We start from the raw sequence: 17,587 nt of genomic DNA, 5'->3' as shown, positions 1-17,587 counted from the left end.
CGTCATCGTTTGGTTTTATATAAGATGTATATAGATGTCTACACATAATCAGGAGGGAGTATATATGGTGATAACGAGTGAATCACAAGAATTACTTACTAAAATGCGTGACTTTATTTATAATGAGCTACTACCATATGAAAAAGCAATGAATATTAAGACGGAAGAGGTCATTCCGAACGAAGCTATTCAATGGGTGAGAAATAGAGCCATTGAATTAGGTTTTTATGGGATTACTCTACCACACGAATATGGTGGTCAAAATGTAAGTTTAAAAGAGTTATGTTTGCTAAAAGAAGAACTAGCTCGGTCAGGGTCTGCTCTATGGGGATTTGTTTTAGGCGAAAAAGGCGGTGTCCTTAGAATCGGGCAGATGCTTGAATCATTCACAAAAGAACAGATTGAGAAGTATGTTAATCCATTAATTAGAGGGGAAACGAGTTGCTGTTTCGCTCTAACCGAGCCAGGAGCAGGTTCAGATGCAAGAGCAATCCAAACGACTGCCGTAAAAGATGGAGATGGATACATTTTAAATGGTATCAAGCACTTTATTAGTGCAGCACCATATTCAGATTTTGCTATTGTAATCTGCAAAGAAGTCGTTGAAGAAAAATTTGCTGGCATAACGGCCTTTTTAGTTGATAAAAAAACAAATGAAAAACCGGGTTATGAATTAGGTGAGACACAAATTCCCATTTCAGGAGAACGTGGAACAGGGGAACTGATTTTTAATAATTGTCGAGTACCTTCTGAAAATATTCTTGGAGCATCAGGGAAAGGATTTTTACTTGGAATAAAAAGGATCAGTCAAAATCGAGCCATTTGGGGGGTTACATATATTGGGGTGGCTCAAAGAGCATTAGATTTATCGATTGAAAGAGCAAATGAACGAAAGCAGTTCGGACAGTCAATCGGTGAGTTTCAAGCTATTCAACATATGCTAGCGGATATGGCGACAGAGATTTATGCTGCAAGGTGTATGGTGTACGATGCTATCGACAGAATCGAGAGTGGGGAAGATAATCGAGCAACTGCCTCAATGGTAAAACTGTTTACATCTGAAGTGGCTGGACGTGTGTTGGACAAAGCCGTGCAAATCTTCGGCGGCCAGGGGCTTTTGAAGGGCCATCCAATTGAACAAATGTATCGTACGGTAAGAATGTTTAGAATTTTAACTGGTACTTCTGAAATTCAGAGAAATACAATTGCGAAAGAATTGTTACAGACAAAGTAAAAATAAAATAAAGGATAGGTGATTCTGATGAGTATAGAGACTATTCAAGGTTATATGAATAAAGCATTAAAACGATTTGAAGAGCATCCTGCAGTAACATTCATGTCAACAAATGAAACCTTAACCTACCGTGAATTACGGAAAGAAATAGACAAAATTGCCAGTTTTTTAGTTCATTTAGGTGTAAAAAAAGGGTCGCACGTTGCTTATCTCATTCCAAATAGTATAGAATTCGTTCTATTTAGCCAAGCTGTTGCTCGCTGCGGTGCAACTTCAATTCCAATGGGTGTTAAGTTAGGCGTTCGTGAAGTTGACTTTATTTTAAATGATTCTGATACGGATTTTGTCATTATGGCAACGGAAATGCATATGAAAACAGTATTGAAATATGTAAATGATAAAAAAGAGCAACATCAATCCGTAAAAGTACTGGGATTGGCGGGTTTTAATCTAAAGTACCCTGAAGAATTTACTACGGTAAGCAGACAAGAGATTCAAAAGGTCGAAAATGTGTCGTCATTCCCAGACATGTTACCTGAGGATATCTCTATGATTTCCTATACCGGGGGGACAACAGGCAGGCCAAAAGGTGTTATGCACTCTCAAGGAGGAAAAGCTGCTGCACTTATTGCGAGCTTCATAGAGTTTCCAATGGATGATCGCGATAAAGTGTTATTAACAACCCCGCTTCAGCATTCAGCGGGAAGTTTAATGCTACGGGCGTTAGCTGGTGGAGCGCATATTTATATTGATACTTTTAAGCCCGATACATTTTTAAAGACGGTGCAAGAAAAAAAGATTACAGTTACATTCACGGTGCCAACTATCATTTACAGAATCATCGACAAAGTGAAAAAGGTGAAATTTGATGTTAGTTCTTTACGAAGCATTCACTACGGTTCTTCGCCAATTTCTTCCGAAAGATTAAAAGAAGCGATGGAGCTGTTTGGACCGGTATTTGTGCAGCAATATGGAGCAACTGAAGCGAACGTTCTTATCACAAGAATGCACAAATTCGATCACGTACGGGCATTAGAGACAGGTGCTAAGTTTCTCCAGAGTTGTGGAAAACCTTGTTTAATGACCGAGATTCGAATAATAGACGAGGAAGGTCAAGATGTTAAAGCATACGAAAAGGGAGAAGTGATTTTAAAATCACCGTACTTAATGGAAGGCTATTATAAAAGGCCCGATTTAACATTAGAAGCAATCAAAGATGGCTGGTTTCATACAGGAGATATTGGACAATTCGATGAAGAAGGTTTTTTGTATATCGTTGATAGAAAGAAAGATATGATCATCTCAGGTGGAATGAACGTCTATTCTGTTGAAGTTGAAAAAGTTGTTAATCAACATCCTGCAGTTGTTATGAGTGCATGTATTGGCGTACCGGACCCAGATTGGGGCGAACTAGTAACAGTTTTTGTTGTTTTACGTGATGGGCTGAAGTGTTCCGATGAAGAAATTATTGAGTTCTGTAAAGCGCGGACATCTAGTTATATGGTACCTAAAAAAGTCTATTTTAAAGAAAATTTACCATTAACTCAAATAGGAAAAATTGATAAAAAAGAATTGAAAAAGGACTTCTGGAAAGATAAAGAAAGACAAATAAATTAAAAAGTATGAGAAATCATATCTCATCTCTTAATCTAGGAGGTATATTAAATGTCAGGTACTGTTCCGACAAGTCATTTATCCAAGCTCCCAAAGAATGCTACTACTGTGACAAAAAAAGCTAACAAGGATTTTTTTGAATCTCTAAATTTTGAAAACAAGCAAGATTATGAAGATGCAGATAGGGGTCTAATTGCTCCGTATGAAAATAGGATAAAAAATTTAAATATCCAAAATCAGCCATCTCCTGAAACTGTAAATCCAAGCTTGTGGAGAAATGTACAATTACAGGCAAAATCAGGTCTTTATAAAGTCGTAGAAGGTGTGTATCAAGTTCGCGGACTTTCGTTAGCTACCGTGATTTTTGTTGAAGGGAAAAGCGGAGTCATTGTCATTGATACTTCATCTAGTAATTCTGCTGCAGATGCGGCCATTGAATTATATTTTAGTTATCGACCTAAAAGGCCAGTTACTGCAATTATCATCAGCCAAAGCCATGCTGATCATTTTGGGGGTACACATTCAATTCTTCAATATGCTGAGACATCCACAATTCCAATTATTGTCCCTGAACATTTTACACAAGAGATGTTCAGTGAAAATGTCCTATTAGGTCCAATAATGTCTAGGCGTGCATCCTATCAGTTTGGTATAGGGTTACCAGTGGGAGAAAAAGGGTTTTTATCCGCAGGCATCGGAACTGTTTTCCACTCAGGTAATGGTTTTGAAATGCCTAATAGAGAAATAAAAGAAGAGATTGAGCAATTAACAATAGATGGTATTAATTTCGAATTCCTGTTAACACCAAATACTGAAGCACCAGCAGAAATGCACTTTTATATTCAGGATTACAAAGTATTATTTGTATCAGAAAATGTTAATAAAACAATGCATCAAATTTATACGATTAGAGGGGCAAAAACTCGCGATACGCTAGAATGGGTGAAGGCAATCGATAAAACCATTGATCTTACTATGAGTAAAGAGATTGATGCATTAGTCATGGCGCATGCCTGGCCAGTATGGGGAAAAGAGCAAGCTTTTGAACATTTAGTGTTACAACGTGACCTTTACAAATATATCCATGATCAAACCATTCGCCTAGCCAATCACGGGTATACAATGGAAGAAATAGCAGAAGAGCTCAAGCTTCCTGAGACGTTGGACCAATATTGGGGTAATCGAGGATACTATGGTACTTTAAAGCATAATTCTAAAGGGATTTATAATTTCTATCTAGGATATTATAGTGGCCATCCTTCTGATTTGGAGCCACTTCCGCAAGTTGAATCAGGTCAAAAATATGTCAGTTACATGGGTGGCTCTGCTCATGTGGTCAAACAAGCGAAAGCTGATTTTGAAAACGGGCAATATCGTTGGGTTGCTCAAGTATTAAAACATGTAGTGATGGCAGAACCGGATAATAAGGAAGCAAAAGAGTTATTAGCAGACACCTTTGAACAATTAGGATATCAGGCCGAATCAGCTAATTGGCGTAACGCTTATCTTATCGGTGCGTCAGAACTAAGAAATGGGACTAGGAAGAAGGGAGCAATAGCAAAAGGTCATTCGGGCATGATGCTTAAAATGCCGTTTGATGAATTCTTTAAATTACTTTCTGTAAGATTAAATGGTCCGAAAGCAGCAGATAAAAAAATAATCATGAATGTTTCTCTATCAGATGTAGAGGAGAAATACACCATTTATCTCGAAAATTGTGTATTAAATAAGAGAAATAAACTAGATGATAATCCAGATCTTTCCTTCATTAGTAATAAGGCAACATTTTATGCGATAGTAAGTGGAATCCTTGACCCAAGGGAAGCCGTTACTTCAAACAAACTAGAATTATTTGGAGACCAAACAAAATTGGATGAATTTTTAAACCTACTCGATCATTTTGATCAGTTTATAAATATTGTAACTCCTTAATGGATAGGGCAGAAATGCCCTATTTCTTATCTTAGGCAGTACCAAGGTAATCTCTCTAATCTCATTTATAGAAAGCAAAAAGGATAGGTTGATATGTTAGATAAAAAATATAATCCTTTCATTTCGATTAGATCATACAAATTACAAACACTAAAAAAAGATTTCATTTCAGCAATGACTCTTTTTGTCATGCTTGTCCCCCAAGGAATGGCCTATGCGATGTTAGCGGGCCTCCCATTAATAATGGGTCTATATGCATCAACCTTACCATTAATCATATATGCAATATTTGCTTCTTCTAGGCATTTATCCGTTGGACCAACTGCGATAACCTCATTACTGGTTTTTTCAGGCGTATCTTTACTTGAAAAACCGGGCACCTATGAATATATCACTCTTGTAATCTTTTTAGCTTTGATGGTTGGGGTTTTTCAGCTTCTCTTAGCTGTGTTGAAAATGGGGAGGATTGTTAACTATATTTCTCCGTCGGTTTTGGGAGGCTACACCTCTGCCGCTGCCATTATTATTGGATTAAGTCAATTAAAGCATTTATTGGGAATAACATTAGGAACTTACCTACAAATACACTTAATATTTATAGATTTAGTCAATGGGATTCCGAAGATACATTTTTTAACACTTTTGATTGGGGGATGCAGCATAGTATTTTTACTTGTACTAAAAAAAATAAATGCTAGAATTCCGGGTGCGTTACTATTGATTGTTTTTTCCATTATAAGTGTCTATGCCTTTGATTTACATGAACGAGGTGTTCAAATTGTCAGAGGGGTACCAAGTGGCTTGCCTATTCCGGTTTTTCCAACAATTACGCTAGATGCAGTTAGGCAATTAATCCTTCCTGCACTTACCATTGCGCTATTAGGGTTTATGGAGTCACTTTCTATAGGAAAAACAATTGCAGAAAAAGAAGGTTATAAAATAAATCCTAATCGAGAGCTAACCGCTTTAGGATTTGCCAATTTTTCAGGGTCCTTTTTTCAAATATTACCAATTAATGGTAGTTTTTCAAGGAGTGCAGTAAACTATCAAAGTGGTGGAGTTACACAAATGGTATCCATATTTACAAGCGTACTTGTTATAATTGCCCTCCAATTTTTTACTACTTATTTTTATTATCTGCCTAATGCAGTATTAGCTGCAGTTATCATCGTAGCGGTCTATAAACTAATAGATTTCAAGCAAATAAGGAAATGGTTTAATATAAAGGCAATTGATGGTTGGAGCTGGTTAGTTACTTTTACTGCGACATTAGTTATTGGCATTCAATGGGGAATAGTTATTGGGGTTGTTTTTAATTTCAGCCTTTTATTAATTAAGATATCTAGACCTAGGGTCATAGAAATGGGATATTTAGAAAAGGAGAAAGTATTTCGAGATATAAAACGATTTCCAAATGCAAAAACGCGAGATGATTTGATTATTGCACGAATAGACTCTTCTATACATTTTTCAAATATTTCATATTTAGAGCATAAATTAAATGAGCTTATATTGATAAAACCTAATGCTAAATTAGTCATTGTTGATTTTTCAGGAGTAAATGATATAGATGCACACTCTTTTAAATCCTTAGAAGAAATGATAGAACAATTAAAACATGAAAAGGGGATTTCTATATACTTTGTCGGTATGAAAGGACCCATCAGAGATACGGCAGCAAAAGCAGGATGGACAAAGAAGTTTGCAAAAGAGCTTAGCTATATCTCTATATTACAATTACTTGAAGATAAACAAATAAAGTTTTATGCTCAACGGGAAAGTGGTGATTCTTTTCTATATATGAGGTGAAAGACTGTTCATCACTTGTGAAGAGAGTAAATAGTTATGAAGGCTTTAATCAAAACAGTATAATCTTCTTTTGTTTCCCTAGACGATGAGAAAACAAAAGATAAGAAAAATAGAAATGATGATAAGCTTATAAACTTGAAGTAGATAACAAATAGGTAGTAGTGCAATTCAAAATAGATAAAGAATAAAAAAGCTGAGTGAGGTAAAATCTTATTCAGTTTTTTTGCGTAAATAAACATATGATGAAGATGGCCCTAAAAAAATTTGGACGGCCCTGTATACGAGCGAAAATGCTTTTTCATGCATATACTATCTTAATTAAAAGTCACGACTATATTGGAAAGGATGAGGGCAATGGTTAATCGTAAAAAACCGAAATATGAAGTTGGTGATACAGTCGTGATTACAATTTATGGAACGGTAGGGAAAGTAACAGATGTAAAATGGCTTGATGGTATGTATGTTTATGAAGTGAATAAAAGTGATGGTCTCTATTTGGAGTCAAGTTTACAGCCTCTTTCAGAGTTTGAAGGAGATGTAAGTGATAAGGAGCATGTAGATATTGAGTACCAATACTTTTTTGGGGACCTTGTCCAAGTGAAAGGATATGGTACTGAGATTTTTAAAGTAGTCGGCTTCCGTACCGAGATTTGGCGTTATAAAGAAGATGCATGGGAAGACGTCATTTATGAGTTATCTCGAATATCTGACGGAGAGTGGCTTGAGGCTGGTGAAGAGGAACTTTCCTTATTATCTGATGCCGAACAGGCTGACGAATTTATAGAAAAATTAGGGATGTTGTTTCTTATTAACCAACAAGCATTGAACGAAATAAAGAATTCTGAGGATGTTTGTTATCAAGATGTTGATTCAAATCTAATGGATCGTACTAACGAAGAGAAACAAATCATAGATGGTTTGCTAGACATATATAATGACTATTCTTTTTTGTACAACTTTTTTCAAGATGAAGAATATAAAAAAGCAATGAAAATCATCTTGAAAAAGCTAGAAACCATCACAACAAAAGTAAAAAAAGTTAATCTTACAAAAGATGAAACAGTTGAATAATTGCCACTGACATGACAGGAATGCCTACTAGTAAAACAGCGATGAATAAAAAATGTAATAATCGATCAAATAGTTGTAGACATTTTCCTTCTTCATTATTTATATCTTCTACAAAACGATCGCAGACTGCTGTGAATTTTTCCATCTAATCAACCTTTCAAAACTAGTGATAGAAAATATTTATGTACTTTTAATAGATTTAATGACAAAAGAATAAAAAAATATTTTTCTATTGAAATGTTGCATGTTTCATTAATGTGTCACATACAATTTGTACAAAGGGGGAGTCGCATATGAAGGAAATTGAAGTTTTTATTGATACTGAAGAAATTGCAGAATTTTTCTTTCATGAGTTGACTAAAAGAGGGTTCGTTCCTGTAGAGCAAGAAGTAGATGAATTAGCTGATATTACATTTGAATACTTAATCAAAAAGTGTATTATCGATGAAGATGTAAGTTTTGATTCGGAAGAGTAAGAAACAAGATAAACAAAAACCCAACCAACTATTCATGTTCCTTTATGGAGCTATAGTTGATTGGGTTTTTATATTTATACAAAGAATCTTTCTAATAGTTTATGACCTTCTATAAATGATTGTAGAAATGCATAATATCTATTCTCTTCTCTCCGCTCCAAACTATTCGAAATAATTCCATCTACACCTAATAATTGCATTTGCTTGAACTGTGATGGGGTAACTATCGTCCAGGCATAGATCGTATATCCATAATGTTGTGCTTGTTGAATGAATGAATGTGTTAAATTCGTATAATGAATCGATAAAAAACTAATTTCTGTCTTATACGTATACATTTGAATAAGATTAATAGGCGCGGTTAAGACAAGGCCAATGGGAAAGTCAGGAGCGCGTTGTGTAAATTGCTGTAATGTATCAATATGAAAGGATTGGATTTGTAACATTTTTTCAGGGACACCAGCATTTACAGTTTGTTTTAGCAGAGTTGCCAATTGATCTACAATTTCTGGAGTTTCTGTGCCAGGTTTTATTTCTATTAACAGAACGATCTTTCCAGCAAACTCATCTAACACTTCTTGTAATAATGGAATTTTCTCTTCAGAAAAACGTTGACTGTACCAACCGCCCGCATTGAGTTTTTGTAACTCTGATACTGACATATTTCTCACTAAACCTTCACCATTTGTGGTCCGGTTAACAGATGAATCATGTATGACGACAATTTTTTTATCTTTACTTAAATGGATATCTAATTCGATAACATCAAAACCATTGTTTAGCGCAGAATGAAAGGCGGCCATTGTATTTTCAGGTGCTGAAGCAACGTCTCCACGATGTGCAATTTTTGTATAGTTTTTGTATGGGAATACCCAATGTAATGAGCTGCATATGATGGAAATACAAACAAACAACAAAAAGAATTTATGGAAGTGAATCTTCTCTCGTTTCAAATTATCCCTCCCTTTTGTACCACCACTATGTTTAATACTAGTTTATGAAAGAAAAATAAAATTGTAAGCGTTTTCATAATAAAATTTCTCTTTAATCGACAAAAATAGGCGAATTTCTTTGAAGGAAATAAACGTAGAAAAAGCTAATATATTGTTTAAAATAATCATTTATTGGAGGGGTATATATGATCAAGACTTTTGTAAAACCAAGAACAAAAGAATATGATGTTACCATTTTTCAAACTCCAAAATATAGAGAAACTCGGGGCTATCGAGAAGTTTATCGAACACTTATTGAAGGTGCAAATCATGAAGAATGTTTATCAACTGTATTTAAGCAATTTAATGTCCTTGATCGCATGCCGTTTGATTTCCAAGGGAGGTTTTTATCAACGGGAGATATTTTATATATTGATGAAGGGAGAAGAGGGCAATATTATTATCAATTAAAGTCGGGTGGTTGGGCCTTAGTGAACCGAATAATGGTTAGGTAATAAAATGTTTGTTCATATTTATCTATATGAATGGTATGTAGTGAAAAACTTAGCTTCCCCTTTTCATTTCCATCATCACTCATCCTATGCTATATTTTAGATAATGAACGATTAATAGATGGAGGAATATGATGAGTGTACATATTGGAGCAAAAGAACATGAAATTGCAGAAACAGTTTTACTACCAGGTGATCCATTAAGGGCAAAATATATTGCAGAAAACTTTTTAGAAGATGTAAAGTGCTATAATGAAGTCCGCAATATGTTTGGTTATACAGGCACTTATAAAGGTAAAAGAATATCTGTTCAGGGTACTGGAATGGGCGTTCCTTCCCTTTCTATTTATGTGAACGAACTGATTAATAGTTATAATGTAAAAAACTTGATCCGTGTTGGTACATGCGGAGCCATCCAAAAAGATGTAAAAGTAAGAGATGTGATCCTTGCGATGACTGCTTCCACGGACTCACAAATGAATCGTTTAACTTTTGGTGGAGTTGATTATGCACCAGCAGCTGATTTCGATCTATTGCGCAGAGCTTATGACAGTGGGGTAAGTAAAGGATTGGAATTGAAGGTTGGGAATGTTTTTACAGCTGATATGTTCTACAATGATAATGCTGAACATGAAAAATGGGCACAGTACCAAATTCTTGCTATCGAAATGGAAACAGCAGCACTTTATACGTTAGCAGCTAAGCATGCAAGAAAAGCTCTTTCTGTCCTTACAGTGAGTGATCATATTATTACTGGTGAAGAAACTACATCTGAAGAAAGACAAACGACTTTTAACGAAATGATTGAAGTAGCATTAGAAGCAGCAATTTCATAAATCGTACATGTTAGCGAGTGATTATTTTTTCATAGTCACTCGCTTTTCTTTTGCCTTAAGGTAAAAGTTAAAGCAGATGTACATCCGTATGAAGGGAAGTATTTTATGAAGACATCTTTTCTAAGAATTGTTATTTCCCTCGTTTCTCTAGTGAATCTGTAGCTACTTAAAGTGGTCCTCTTCTCATTTGTTATTGGTAGAATCACTAATAGTAAGGTTCATAGATTATGCCTTTCTCTTCTTTCGCAATTTATTATATAAAGTGTTATGATAGACGTTGACATAAAGAAAGAGAATAGGGGAAAAGTAATGAAGAAAGTACTTGCAGGAACAGTTACAGTTGCTCTTTTTCTTGGAGGCTGCAGTCAATTAGATCCTTATTTAGAAAAAATACCTTTTCTATCTAATTCGGAACCAACTTCAGTAGATGAGCCTGTAGAAAAAGAAGAGGACAATCAGCAAGAAACAGAAAACAATCCAACTGAACAACCTCCCGAACAAGATGAACAAAATGAAGATGACCTAACATTAGCTTCTCAATTTTTTAATCAAATTGAAGATGTGGATGGAAAACCAACAATAGCAAACCCAACAAACTTGATGGTAATGGTGAATAAAGACTTTGCTTTACCGGCAGATTATGCTCCTGAAGATCTTGTTCGTGCAGATGTTGAATATTCTTTCGGAGATCAAGATATTGAAAAAAGTTACCTTAGAAAAGAAGCCGCAGATGCATTAGAAGAATTATTCTCTGCAGCTAAAAAAGAAAAAATAGCGTTATTTGCTGTTTCGGGGTATCGTTCATATGATCGGCAGGAAGCAGTTTTCCAAGCAGAGGTAAATAGCGTAGGTGAGGAAAAAGCTTCAGAAGCAGTTGCTCTACCTGGAAGTAGTGAACATCAAACAGGATTAGCGATGGATATTTCAAGTCCTTCAGTCGATTACACGTTAACTCAAGATTACGAAGATACAACAGAAGGTAAATGGCTAAAAGAGAATGCACATAAGTACGGCTTTATTTTACGTTATCCAAAAGGTAAAGAAGAAATAACAGGATACAAATTTGAACCTTGGCATTTTCGCTATGTTGGAAAAGAAGCAGCGAAAGTCATTTTTGAGAAAGATCTAACATTAGAAGAATACTTTGAGTCTGTAAAAGAAATTTAAGTACGCTTCTTCATAAAAATGTACCAAAAAGCGATTAATGGAATAATAGGGAAAAGAAAAAAGTATTGAAAAAAATGATCAATACGAAATAAATAACAACTCAATGGCAGGAATAAAACGAAACTTAATAATGCTTGAACATAAGAATGATTAAATATTCCTGAGATAAGAAAGATAATAGATAAAGCAAAACAGCACCATAGTAATATACCAGGAATCATGCATTCATTCTCCTTTCATCATTTATGTAATGATTATGTGGGGTTTGGGGAAATTAGAAGTGAACAAATGAGATTCACTTTGTAGAAGAAGACTTTCCCCATTTAATCGATACATAATAAAAGAAGCTTGAATTCTTGAGATGAAAGGAATACATAAGAAAAATCTTCCTCTTTTCCAAAGAAATAAGATATAATTTTCATTACAGTAGTACAGTTATTGATACCGATAACGCCAATAAAGAATCTTAAACTTGAGTAAGCATCACAGCTTACAGTGATGAAAGTGGTGAAAGGGTTGTCTAATGAAGTAAATAATGATGAAGAAAAACAGGAAGTAAAGGATAAGCCTAAGCTAATAAAAATGAAGTTATTCCCGTTTATTATGCTTGTATTCATCCTCGTTTTTGTTACAGCTGGAATCACCACATTAGCATTGTCTTTCGGTGATGAGAAGGCCGTAAATGTAGGAACGAATGAAAGAAGTGAATTTTCAAAGTTATATAAAGCCTATGATTCCTTGAACGAAAATTATTTCCAAGAAATTGATTCGGGTGAATTAATTAATGGAGCTATCAATGGGATGCTAGATTCTCTAGATGATCCATATTCTGATTATATGAATGAAGATGAAGCTGCTAATTTCCATCAAAGCATCTCCTCTTCTTTTGAAGGAATTGGCGCTGAAATTACAGAACAAGACGGACAAATTGTCATTGTTTCACCATTAAAAGGTTCACCTGCAGAAGATGCTGGTCTACAACCAAATGACCAAATTGTCTCTGTTGATGGCAAGAGCTTGCAAGGAATGAGTTCTTCAGAAGCTGTCCTATTAATAAGAGGCGAAAAAGGTTCCAAAGTAGAACTGGAAATTGCTCGTGGTGGTAACAGTGAACCGATGAATGTAACAATTACGAGAGATACAATTCCTCTTGAAACGGTATATGGCGAAATGTTAGAAGATGATATCGCCAAAGTTCAGATCACTTCTTTTTCTGAAAATACAGCGCAAGAACTCGTTGATGTATTAAATGATTTAGAGGAAAAAGGGATGAAGGGTCTAGTTTTAGATTTAAGACAAAACCCTGGCGGATTATTAGATCAAGCAATTGAAATTTCGAGCTTGTTTGTACCTGAAGGCGAAATTTTATTCCAAATTGAAGATCGTAATGGGAATAGGGAGGCCGTGCAAGCTCCTAATGGCAAGCAAATGGAGACGCCTCTAGTCGTAGTTATTGATGAAGGTAGTGCTAGTGCTTCTGAGATATTAGCAGCTGCCGTTCATGAATCAGCTGATGTAAGTCTAGTCGGTAAAAAGTCATTTGGTAAAGGAACTGTACAACGTGCTCAAGATTTTACTGACGGCTCAAATATGAAATTTACAACAGAAAAATGGTTAACGCCAGATGCAAATTGGATTCATGAAAAAGGTATTGAGCCTGATTATGAAGTTTCCTTGCCTGAATATGCTTCCTTGCCTTATATTAATCCTGAGAAACCATTAAAAAAATCGGAATCATCAAGTCAAATTAAGGCAGCACAGCAGATGTTAGAGGCACTGGAATATGAGCTTGTTAAAAATGATGGATTCTTTGATGAAGAGACAGAAGCTGCAGTGAAAGCATTCCAAAAGGATAATGAATTGGATGAAACTGGAGTCATTGAAGGTGAAACAACCGTGAAACTAATGGAAGCTTTACGTGAAAAGCTTCTAGAGAACGATACTCAAATCAAAAAAGCAATAGAAGTTTTAAAAGAAGAAATGAAAAAATAACTCATTCTAGCTTCTATACAACATGTGAAAATCGTTTAAGCGACCATAACCCTTTACTTTATAAGGGTTATGGTCGTTTCTTTTTTAATCAAAATCAACAATTGATATGCTTCTTTTTTTTGTGAGATGTTAGTTTTGACAGTTAATTTTAAGACTGAGAAAGAATATGATGAGTTTACGCTTCATTGAAAGACAAATTATGTGAAACGCCTCGCAAAAGAGGGTTTACTTGTCATTTAGATATCCCGAGATTAGCACTAAATAGAAAATAGCAAACGGAGAGGCTTTAGTTGTTGAGCTTTAATATAAATTTAAAATATTTATTTCGCTTGACGAATTTATTTAAAAAAGACTGATGTTTTTTTAAAGGTTTTATGGTAAATTAGCAATATTCTAAAATTGTATTGAAGATGGAAAGAAGGATGTGTGATGCACGAAACGAGTGAATTAAGTAACGATAAGGAGGAAAGTAGAAGTAAGCGTCTCATGCTGGCCGTTATTCTCGGATTGTTATCTGCTTTTGGGCCATTATCCTTGGATATGTATCTTCCGGCATTACCTAATCTAGCAGATGATCTGCAAACAAGTGCATCCTATGCACAATTAAGCTTAACAGCATGTATGCTTGGTTTAGCTTTAGGACAAATTTTTGCCGGGCCAATTAGTGATATGGTTGGCCGTAAGAGGCCGTTAATAGTTGGACTTATTTTATACTGTCTCATTTCAGTTGCCTGCATGGCCTCTCCAAACGTTGAATTGTTCATCATATTAAGGTTTATTCAAGGATTAGCCGGGGCTGTAGGAATTGTTATATCAAGAGCCGTAGTTCGAGATTTATACAGTGGCACACAATTAACTAAATTTTTTGCCACACTTAGTTTAATAAACGGGGCAGCCCCTATTTTAGCACCCGTTTTTGGTGGCCAACTATTAGCGATTACCTCTTGGAGAGGAGTATTTTTTGTTTTAACATTAATCGGGTTTCTTAGCTTATTACTGGTTATCTTTTCATTACAAGAAAGTTTGTCTGTTGAGAAGAGGTTAAATGGAGGCGTTTTTGTTTCCTTTAGCCGTTTCGGAAAAATCGTAAAAGACCGTAAATTTATGGGATACGCTTTATCTCAAGGTTTTGTTGGTGCTGCAATGTTTGCTTATATTTCTGGATCTCCCTTTGTATTGCAAAATATTTATGGTCTTTCTCCGCAAATGTTTAGTGTTTGTTTTGCAATAAATGGAATTGGCATTATTTTAGGCAGTCAATTAACGGGAAAACTTTCAGAGCGAATACATGAGGGAATTTTATTAGTAGGTGGATTGATGATTGCTTTAGTTGGAGGGGTTACATTACTTCTAAGTGAAATTTTCCATCTAGGTATTTGGGGTGTTCTAATTCCGTTATTTTTAGTTGTTTCTGCTGTTGGGGTTGTTAATACATCAACTTTTTCCTTGGCAATGGCTTCACAAGGTGAAAATGCTGGTAGTGCTTCAGCCTTAATTGGCTTAATGACGTTCTTGCTTGGTGGTATGGCTGCTCCGTTAGTTGGAATAGCTGGTGAATCTTCTTCATGGCCAATGGCATTTATTATTGCTAGTGCAGAAATCTTAGCTCTATTATCTTATTTGTTTCTAGTTAAAGGGCGTATTGTAAAAGAATCGAAAGGATAACCAACATGATTAAACGATTACAAGATTATTATAATCAGTTTCATCGCACGATATGGATTTTACTAGTTGGTACAATCTTATCTCGCGGGGCGGCATTTATGACGTTGCCTTTTTTATCTATATATTTAGTGAATCAGGACTATCCTTCGTTTTTAATTGGCCTCATTATCGGGATGGGTCCATTAATGTCGACAATAGGTGGTTTTATAGGGGGGCATTTATCTGACCAATTTGGAAGAAAGCCGATTATGCTTGTTGCATTAATTGGTACAGCAGCCGCTTATTTTGGCTTTGCTTTGTCCGCCTCAGCTCTTGCTTTTTTGCTACTCAATGCTTTACTTGGTTTGTGTAATTCCTTTTTTGAACCAACTGCACAAGCATTGATGGCCGATTTAACAAAAAAGGAACAAAGAATGAAAGTATTTTCCTTAAGATATGTCGCAATTAATATTGGGGCAGCTGTTGGCCCATTAATCGGGGCTGTATTAGCATTAACAAATGCGACTCTCACTTTTTATATTACTGGGGGTATTTATTTAGCATATATGCTCATTTTATTGTTTACGATTCAGCCTGTTCCTCGTTTGGAGAATAAAGAAAATGTTACTTTGCCTGTTGCCTTTCACATTGTTAGGAGGGATAGGTCGCTATTGTATTATATTCTAGGTGGTATTTTACTTGCGATAGGTTATTCGCAAATGGATTCTAACTTACCACAACACTTTGATAATCGATTGGAGAATGGAGTCGTCATTTATTCATTTCTTTTATCCATTAATGCCATCCTTGTAATTATATTACAATTACCTTTTGCAAAACTGATGGAAAAGGTTCGCCCTTTAAAATCTATGATTATTGGTTCGGCTCTTGTAGCTATTGGGTTATTCTTTTTTGCTATATCCACTCATTGGATAATGGCAGTTATCGGTGTAATCTTATTCACCTTTGGAGAAATATTATCGTTTCCAGCAAGTAGTATATTAATTGATCAATTAGCTTCAGAGGAATTACGTGGCACGTATTTTGGTGCTGCTCAGTTCAGGAATACAGGAAGTTTTATAGGCCCAATGATTGGTGGATACTTGATTGGTATCAGCGGGGGAACGATTGCCTTCTTTGTGATAGCCGTCATTTGTTTATGTAGCATCATTTTCTTTTCAGCAGGAATTAAAAAAGAAGTGATTGTGACAGTTGAAAAGAAATTAAGTTGATAAGCACCGAACAAACTAACAACACGCGTTATATGGGTTGTTAGTTTGTTCTTTTTTTATGAGAAACCGCTCTTACTCTAGGAAGGAAAAAATGTAAAAAACTATTTCCTCTTTTTTAAAGTATAAAGTTGTTCATCTATCCCTACAATGAATGAATAAGGAAAAATAAGGAGGATGAACCGTGAGAAAATATGTCATCATTTTGTTAGCTTTACTATTAGCAGCATGTTCATCTGGCATATCTGAGAAAGATAACCGTCAAAAGGAGAAGGGAACAACATGGAACAATTCAGAACCAAAAACATTTTTACTTGTTGGTGTTGATTCTAGAGGAGAAACAGATTCAAGATCTGATACAATTATGTTAGCTCGGTATGAACCAAAAGAAGAAAGAGTTAAACTAGTCTCTATTATGCGTGATAGCTATGTAGAAATTCCGAATTATGAAAAAGGATACCATAAATTGAATCATGCCTATTTTTTAGGAGGAACGGAATTACTTTCACAAACAATCGAAGAAAATTTTCAAATAAATATTGATCATTCAGTTGTCATTGACTTTAAAGGATTTGCAAATATCCTAAATACTGTTGCTCCAAATGGACTGGAAGTTGATGTTCCTGCAGCAATGATTGAAGATATGAATATGAACATTGAGCCAGGTAAAAACTTTTTGAATGGTGAGCAACTATTAGATTACGTTCGATTTCGTCATGATGATGAATACGATTATGGAAGAGTAAAGCGACAACAGGAAGTGCTTGCTTTATTAAAGGAAGAACTAAAAAACCATATGACATCTATTGAAGGAATCGCCAAATCACCTGAAATGATGAAAATGATTATGGCAAATGTTGATACAGATTTACATATTGATCAGATGTTTGCGATGGCGACCTCTGTATTATTGAATCCAATAACAGATATAGAGACAATGCGGATTCCGGTAGACGATTCATTTGTTGACAAAAATTCTCCACATGCTGGCGCTGTGTTAGATATGGATTATGAAGAAAATATCTCCGCTCTCAGGCAGTTTTTCAAAGAGAAGAATGTCACGGAGGTCAATGGGCGACCGTAATATTTGTGCCATTCTCTTCTATCCTTTACAATGGTTCAATGAAAGAGGTGGTTTC

The 17,587-nt window shown here is 35.3% G+C and carries 15 protein-coding genes; 13 read left to right on the top strand and 2 right to left on the bottom strand.

All coding sequences use genetic code 11. The features are described from left to right. The first annotated feature begins 64 nt into the window (after window positions 1-64). The 5 genes from MKX83_RS14490 (at window position 65) to MKX83_RS14470 (ending at window position 7,660) form a co-directional block, all read left to right on the top strand. Window positions 65-1,234 (top strand): acyl-CoA dehydrogenase family protein, encoded by a 1,170-nt coding sequence (locus MKX83_RS14490; protein WP_341056007.1) that lies wholly within the window; start codon window positions 65-67, stop codon window positions 1,232-1,234. Window positions 1,235-1,261: 27 nt separating this feature from the next. Next, a complete protein-coding gene (locus MKX83_RS14485) occupies window positions 1,262-2,851 on the top strand; it encodes a class I adenylate-forming enzyme family protein (RefSeq protein WP_307313265.1) in 1,590 nt (529 codons plus the stop codon). A 48-nt stretch (window positions 2,852-2,899) separates the two neighbouring features. Continuing rightward, window positions 2,900-4,780 (top strand): alkyl/aryl-sulfatase, encoded by a 1,881-nt coding sequence (locus MKX83_RS14480; protein WP_341055991.1) that lies wholly within the window; start codon window positions 2,900-2,902, stop codon window positions 4,778-4,780. Window positions 4,781-4,873: 93 nt separating this feature from the next. Continuing rightward, window positions 4,874-6,589 (top strand): SulP family inorganic anion transporter, encoded by a 1,716-nt coding sequence (locus MKX83_RS14475; RefSeq protein WP_341055989.1) that lies wholly within the window; start codon window positions 4,874-4,876, stop codon window positions 6,587-6,589. Between the two features lie 354 nt (window positions 6,590-6,943). Beyond that, window positions 6,944-7,660: a hypothetical protein gene (locus tag MKX83_RS14470; RefSeq protein WP_095372895.1), complete on the top strand. Its 717-nt coding sequence runs from the start codon at window positions 6,944-6,946 to the stop codon at window positions 7,658-7,660. Here MKX83_RS14470 and MKX83_RS14465 read toward each other — a convergent pair. Next, the gene (locus MKX83_RS14465; protein WP_157733954.1) at window positions 7,635-7,805 is read right to left on the bottom strand and encodes a hypothetical protein; all 171 of its coding nucleotides are present in this window, start codon (window positions 7,803-7,805) and stop codon (window positions 7,635-7,637) included. The genes MKX83_RS14470 and MKX83_RS14465 overlap by 26 nt on opposite strands. Before the next feature lie 148 nt (window positions 7,806-7,953). Between MKX83_RS14465 and MKX83_RS14460 the strand changes: the two genes are divergently transcribed. Then, window positions 7,954-8,136, top strand: a complete 183-nt coding sequence (locus MKX83_RS14460; RefSeq protein WP_095372896.1) for a YozD family protein — start codon at window positions 7,954-7,956, stop codon at window positions 8,134-8,136. A gap of 74 nt (window positions 8,137-8,210) precedes the next feature. Here the strand turns inward: MKX83_RS14460 and MKX83_RS14455 are convergent, their stop codons facing one another. Then, complete coding sequence (locus MKX83_RS14455) at window positions 8,211-9,089, bottom strand: glycerophosphodiester phosphodiesterase (RefSeq protein WP_095372897.1); 879 nt, start codon at window positions 9,087-9,089, stop codon at window positions 8,211-8,213. A gap of 185 nt (window positions 9,090-9,274) precedes the next feature. On the opposite strand from MKX83_RS14455, the gene MKX83_RS14450 reads away from it, so the two are divergent. The 7 genes from MKX83_RS14450 (at window position 9,275) to MKX83_RS14420 (ending at window position 17,532) form a co-directional block, all read left to right on the top strand. Continuing rightward, window positions 9,275-9,583, top strand: coding sequence for a YodL domain-containing protein (locus tag MKX83_RS14450; protein ID WP_095372898.1), 309 nt, complete (start codon window positions 9,275-9,277; stop codon window positions 9,581-9,583). Window positions 9,584-9,714: 131 nt separating this feature from the next. Next, window positions 9,715-10,416, top strand: coding sequence for a purine-nucleoside phosphorylase (gene deoD, locus MKX83_RS14445; protein WP_307313278.1), 702 nt, complete (start codon window positions 9,715-9,717; stop codon window positions 10,414-10,416). A 309-nt stretch (window positions 10,417-10,725) separates the two neighbouring features. Then, the gene (locus MKX83_RS14440) at window positions 10,726-11,583 is read left to right on the top strand and encodes a M15 family metallopeptidase (protein ID WP_095372900.1); all 858 of its coding nucleotides are present in this window, start codon (window positions 10,726-10,728) and stop codon (window positions 11,581-11,583) included. Window positions 11,584-12,081: 498 nt separating this feature from the next. Beyond that, window positions 12,082-13,575 (top strand): S41 family peptidase, encoded by a 1,494-nt coding sequence (locus MKX83_RS14435; protein WP_341051451.1) that lies wholly within the window; start codon window positions 12,082-12,084, stop codon window positions 13,573-13,575. Between the two features lie 429 nt (window positions 13,576-14,004). After that, complete coding sequence (locus MKX83_RS14430; protein WP_341055980.1) at window positions 14,005-15,240, top strand: multidrug effflux MFS transporter; 1,236 nt, start codon at window positions 14,005-14,007, stop codon at window positions 15,238-15,240. Window positions 15,241-15,245: 5 nt separating this feature from the next. Beyond that, window positions 15,246-16,451, top strand: a complete 1,206-nt coding sequence (locus tag MKX83_RS14425) for an MDR family MFS transporter (RefSeq protein WP_340975308.1) — start codon at window positions 15,246-15,248, stop codon at window positions 16,449-16,451. A gap of 181 nt (window positions 16,452-16,632) precedes the next feature. Then, entirely contained in the window at window positions 16,633-17,532 is a 900-nt protein-coding gene (locus MKX83_RS14420; protein ID WP_322909517.1) for an LCP family protein, read from the top strand. Window positions 17,533-17,587 lie beyond the last annotated feature (55 nt).

This window comes from Cytobacillus sp. FSL M8-0252, from assembly GCF_038007345.1.
Classification (GTDB): domain Bacteria; phylum Bacillota; class Bacilli; order Bacillales; family Cytobacillaceae; genus Cytobacillus; species Cytobacillus kochii.
Note: the sequence above shows the minus strand (reverse complement) of the source record. Positions and strands in the feature narration are given on the sequence as shown.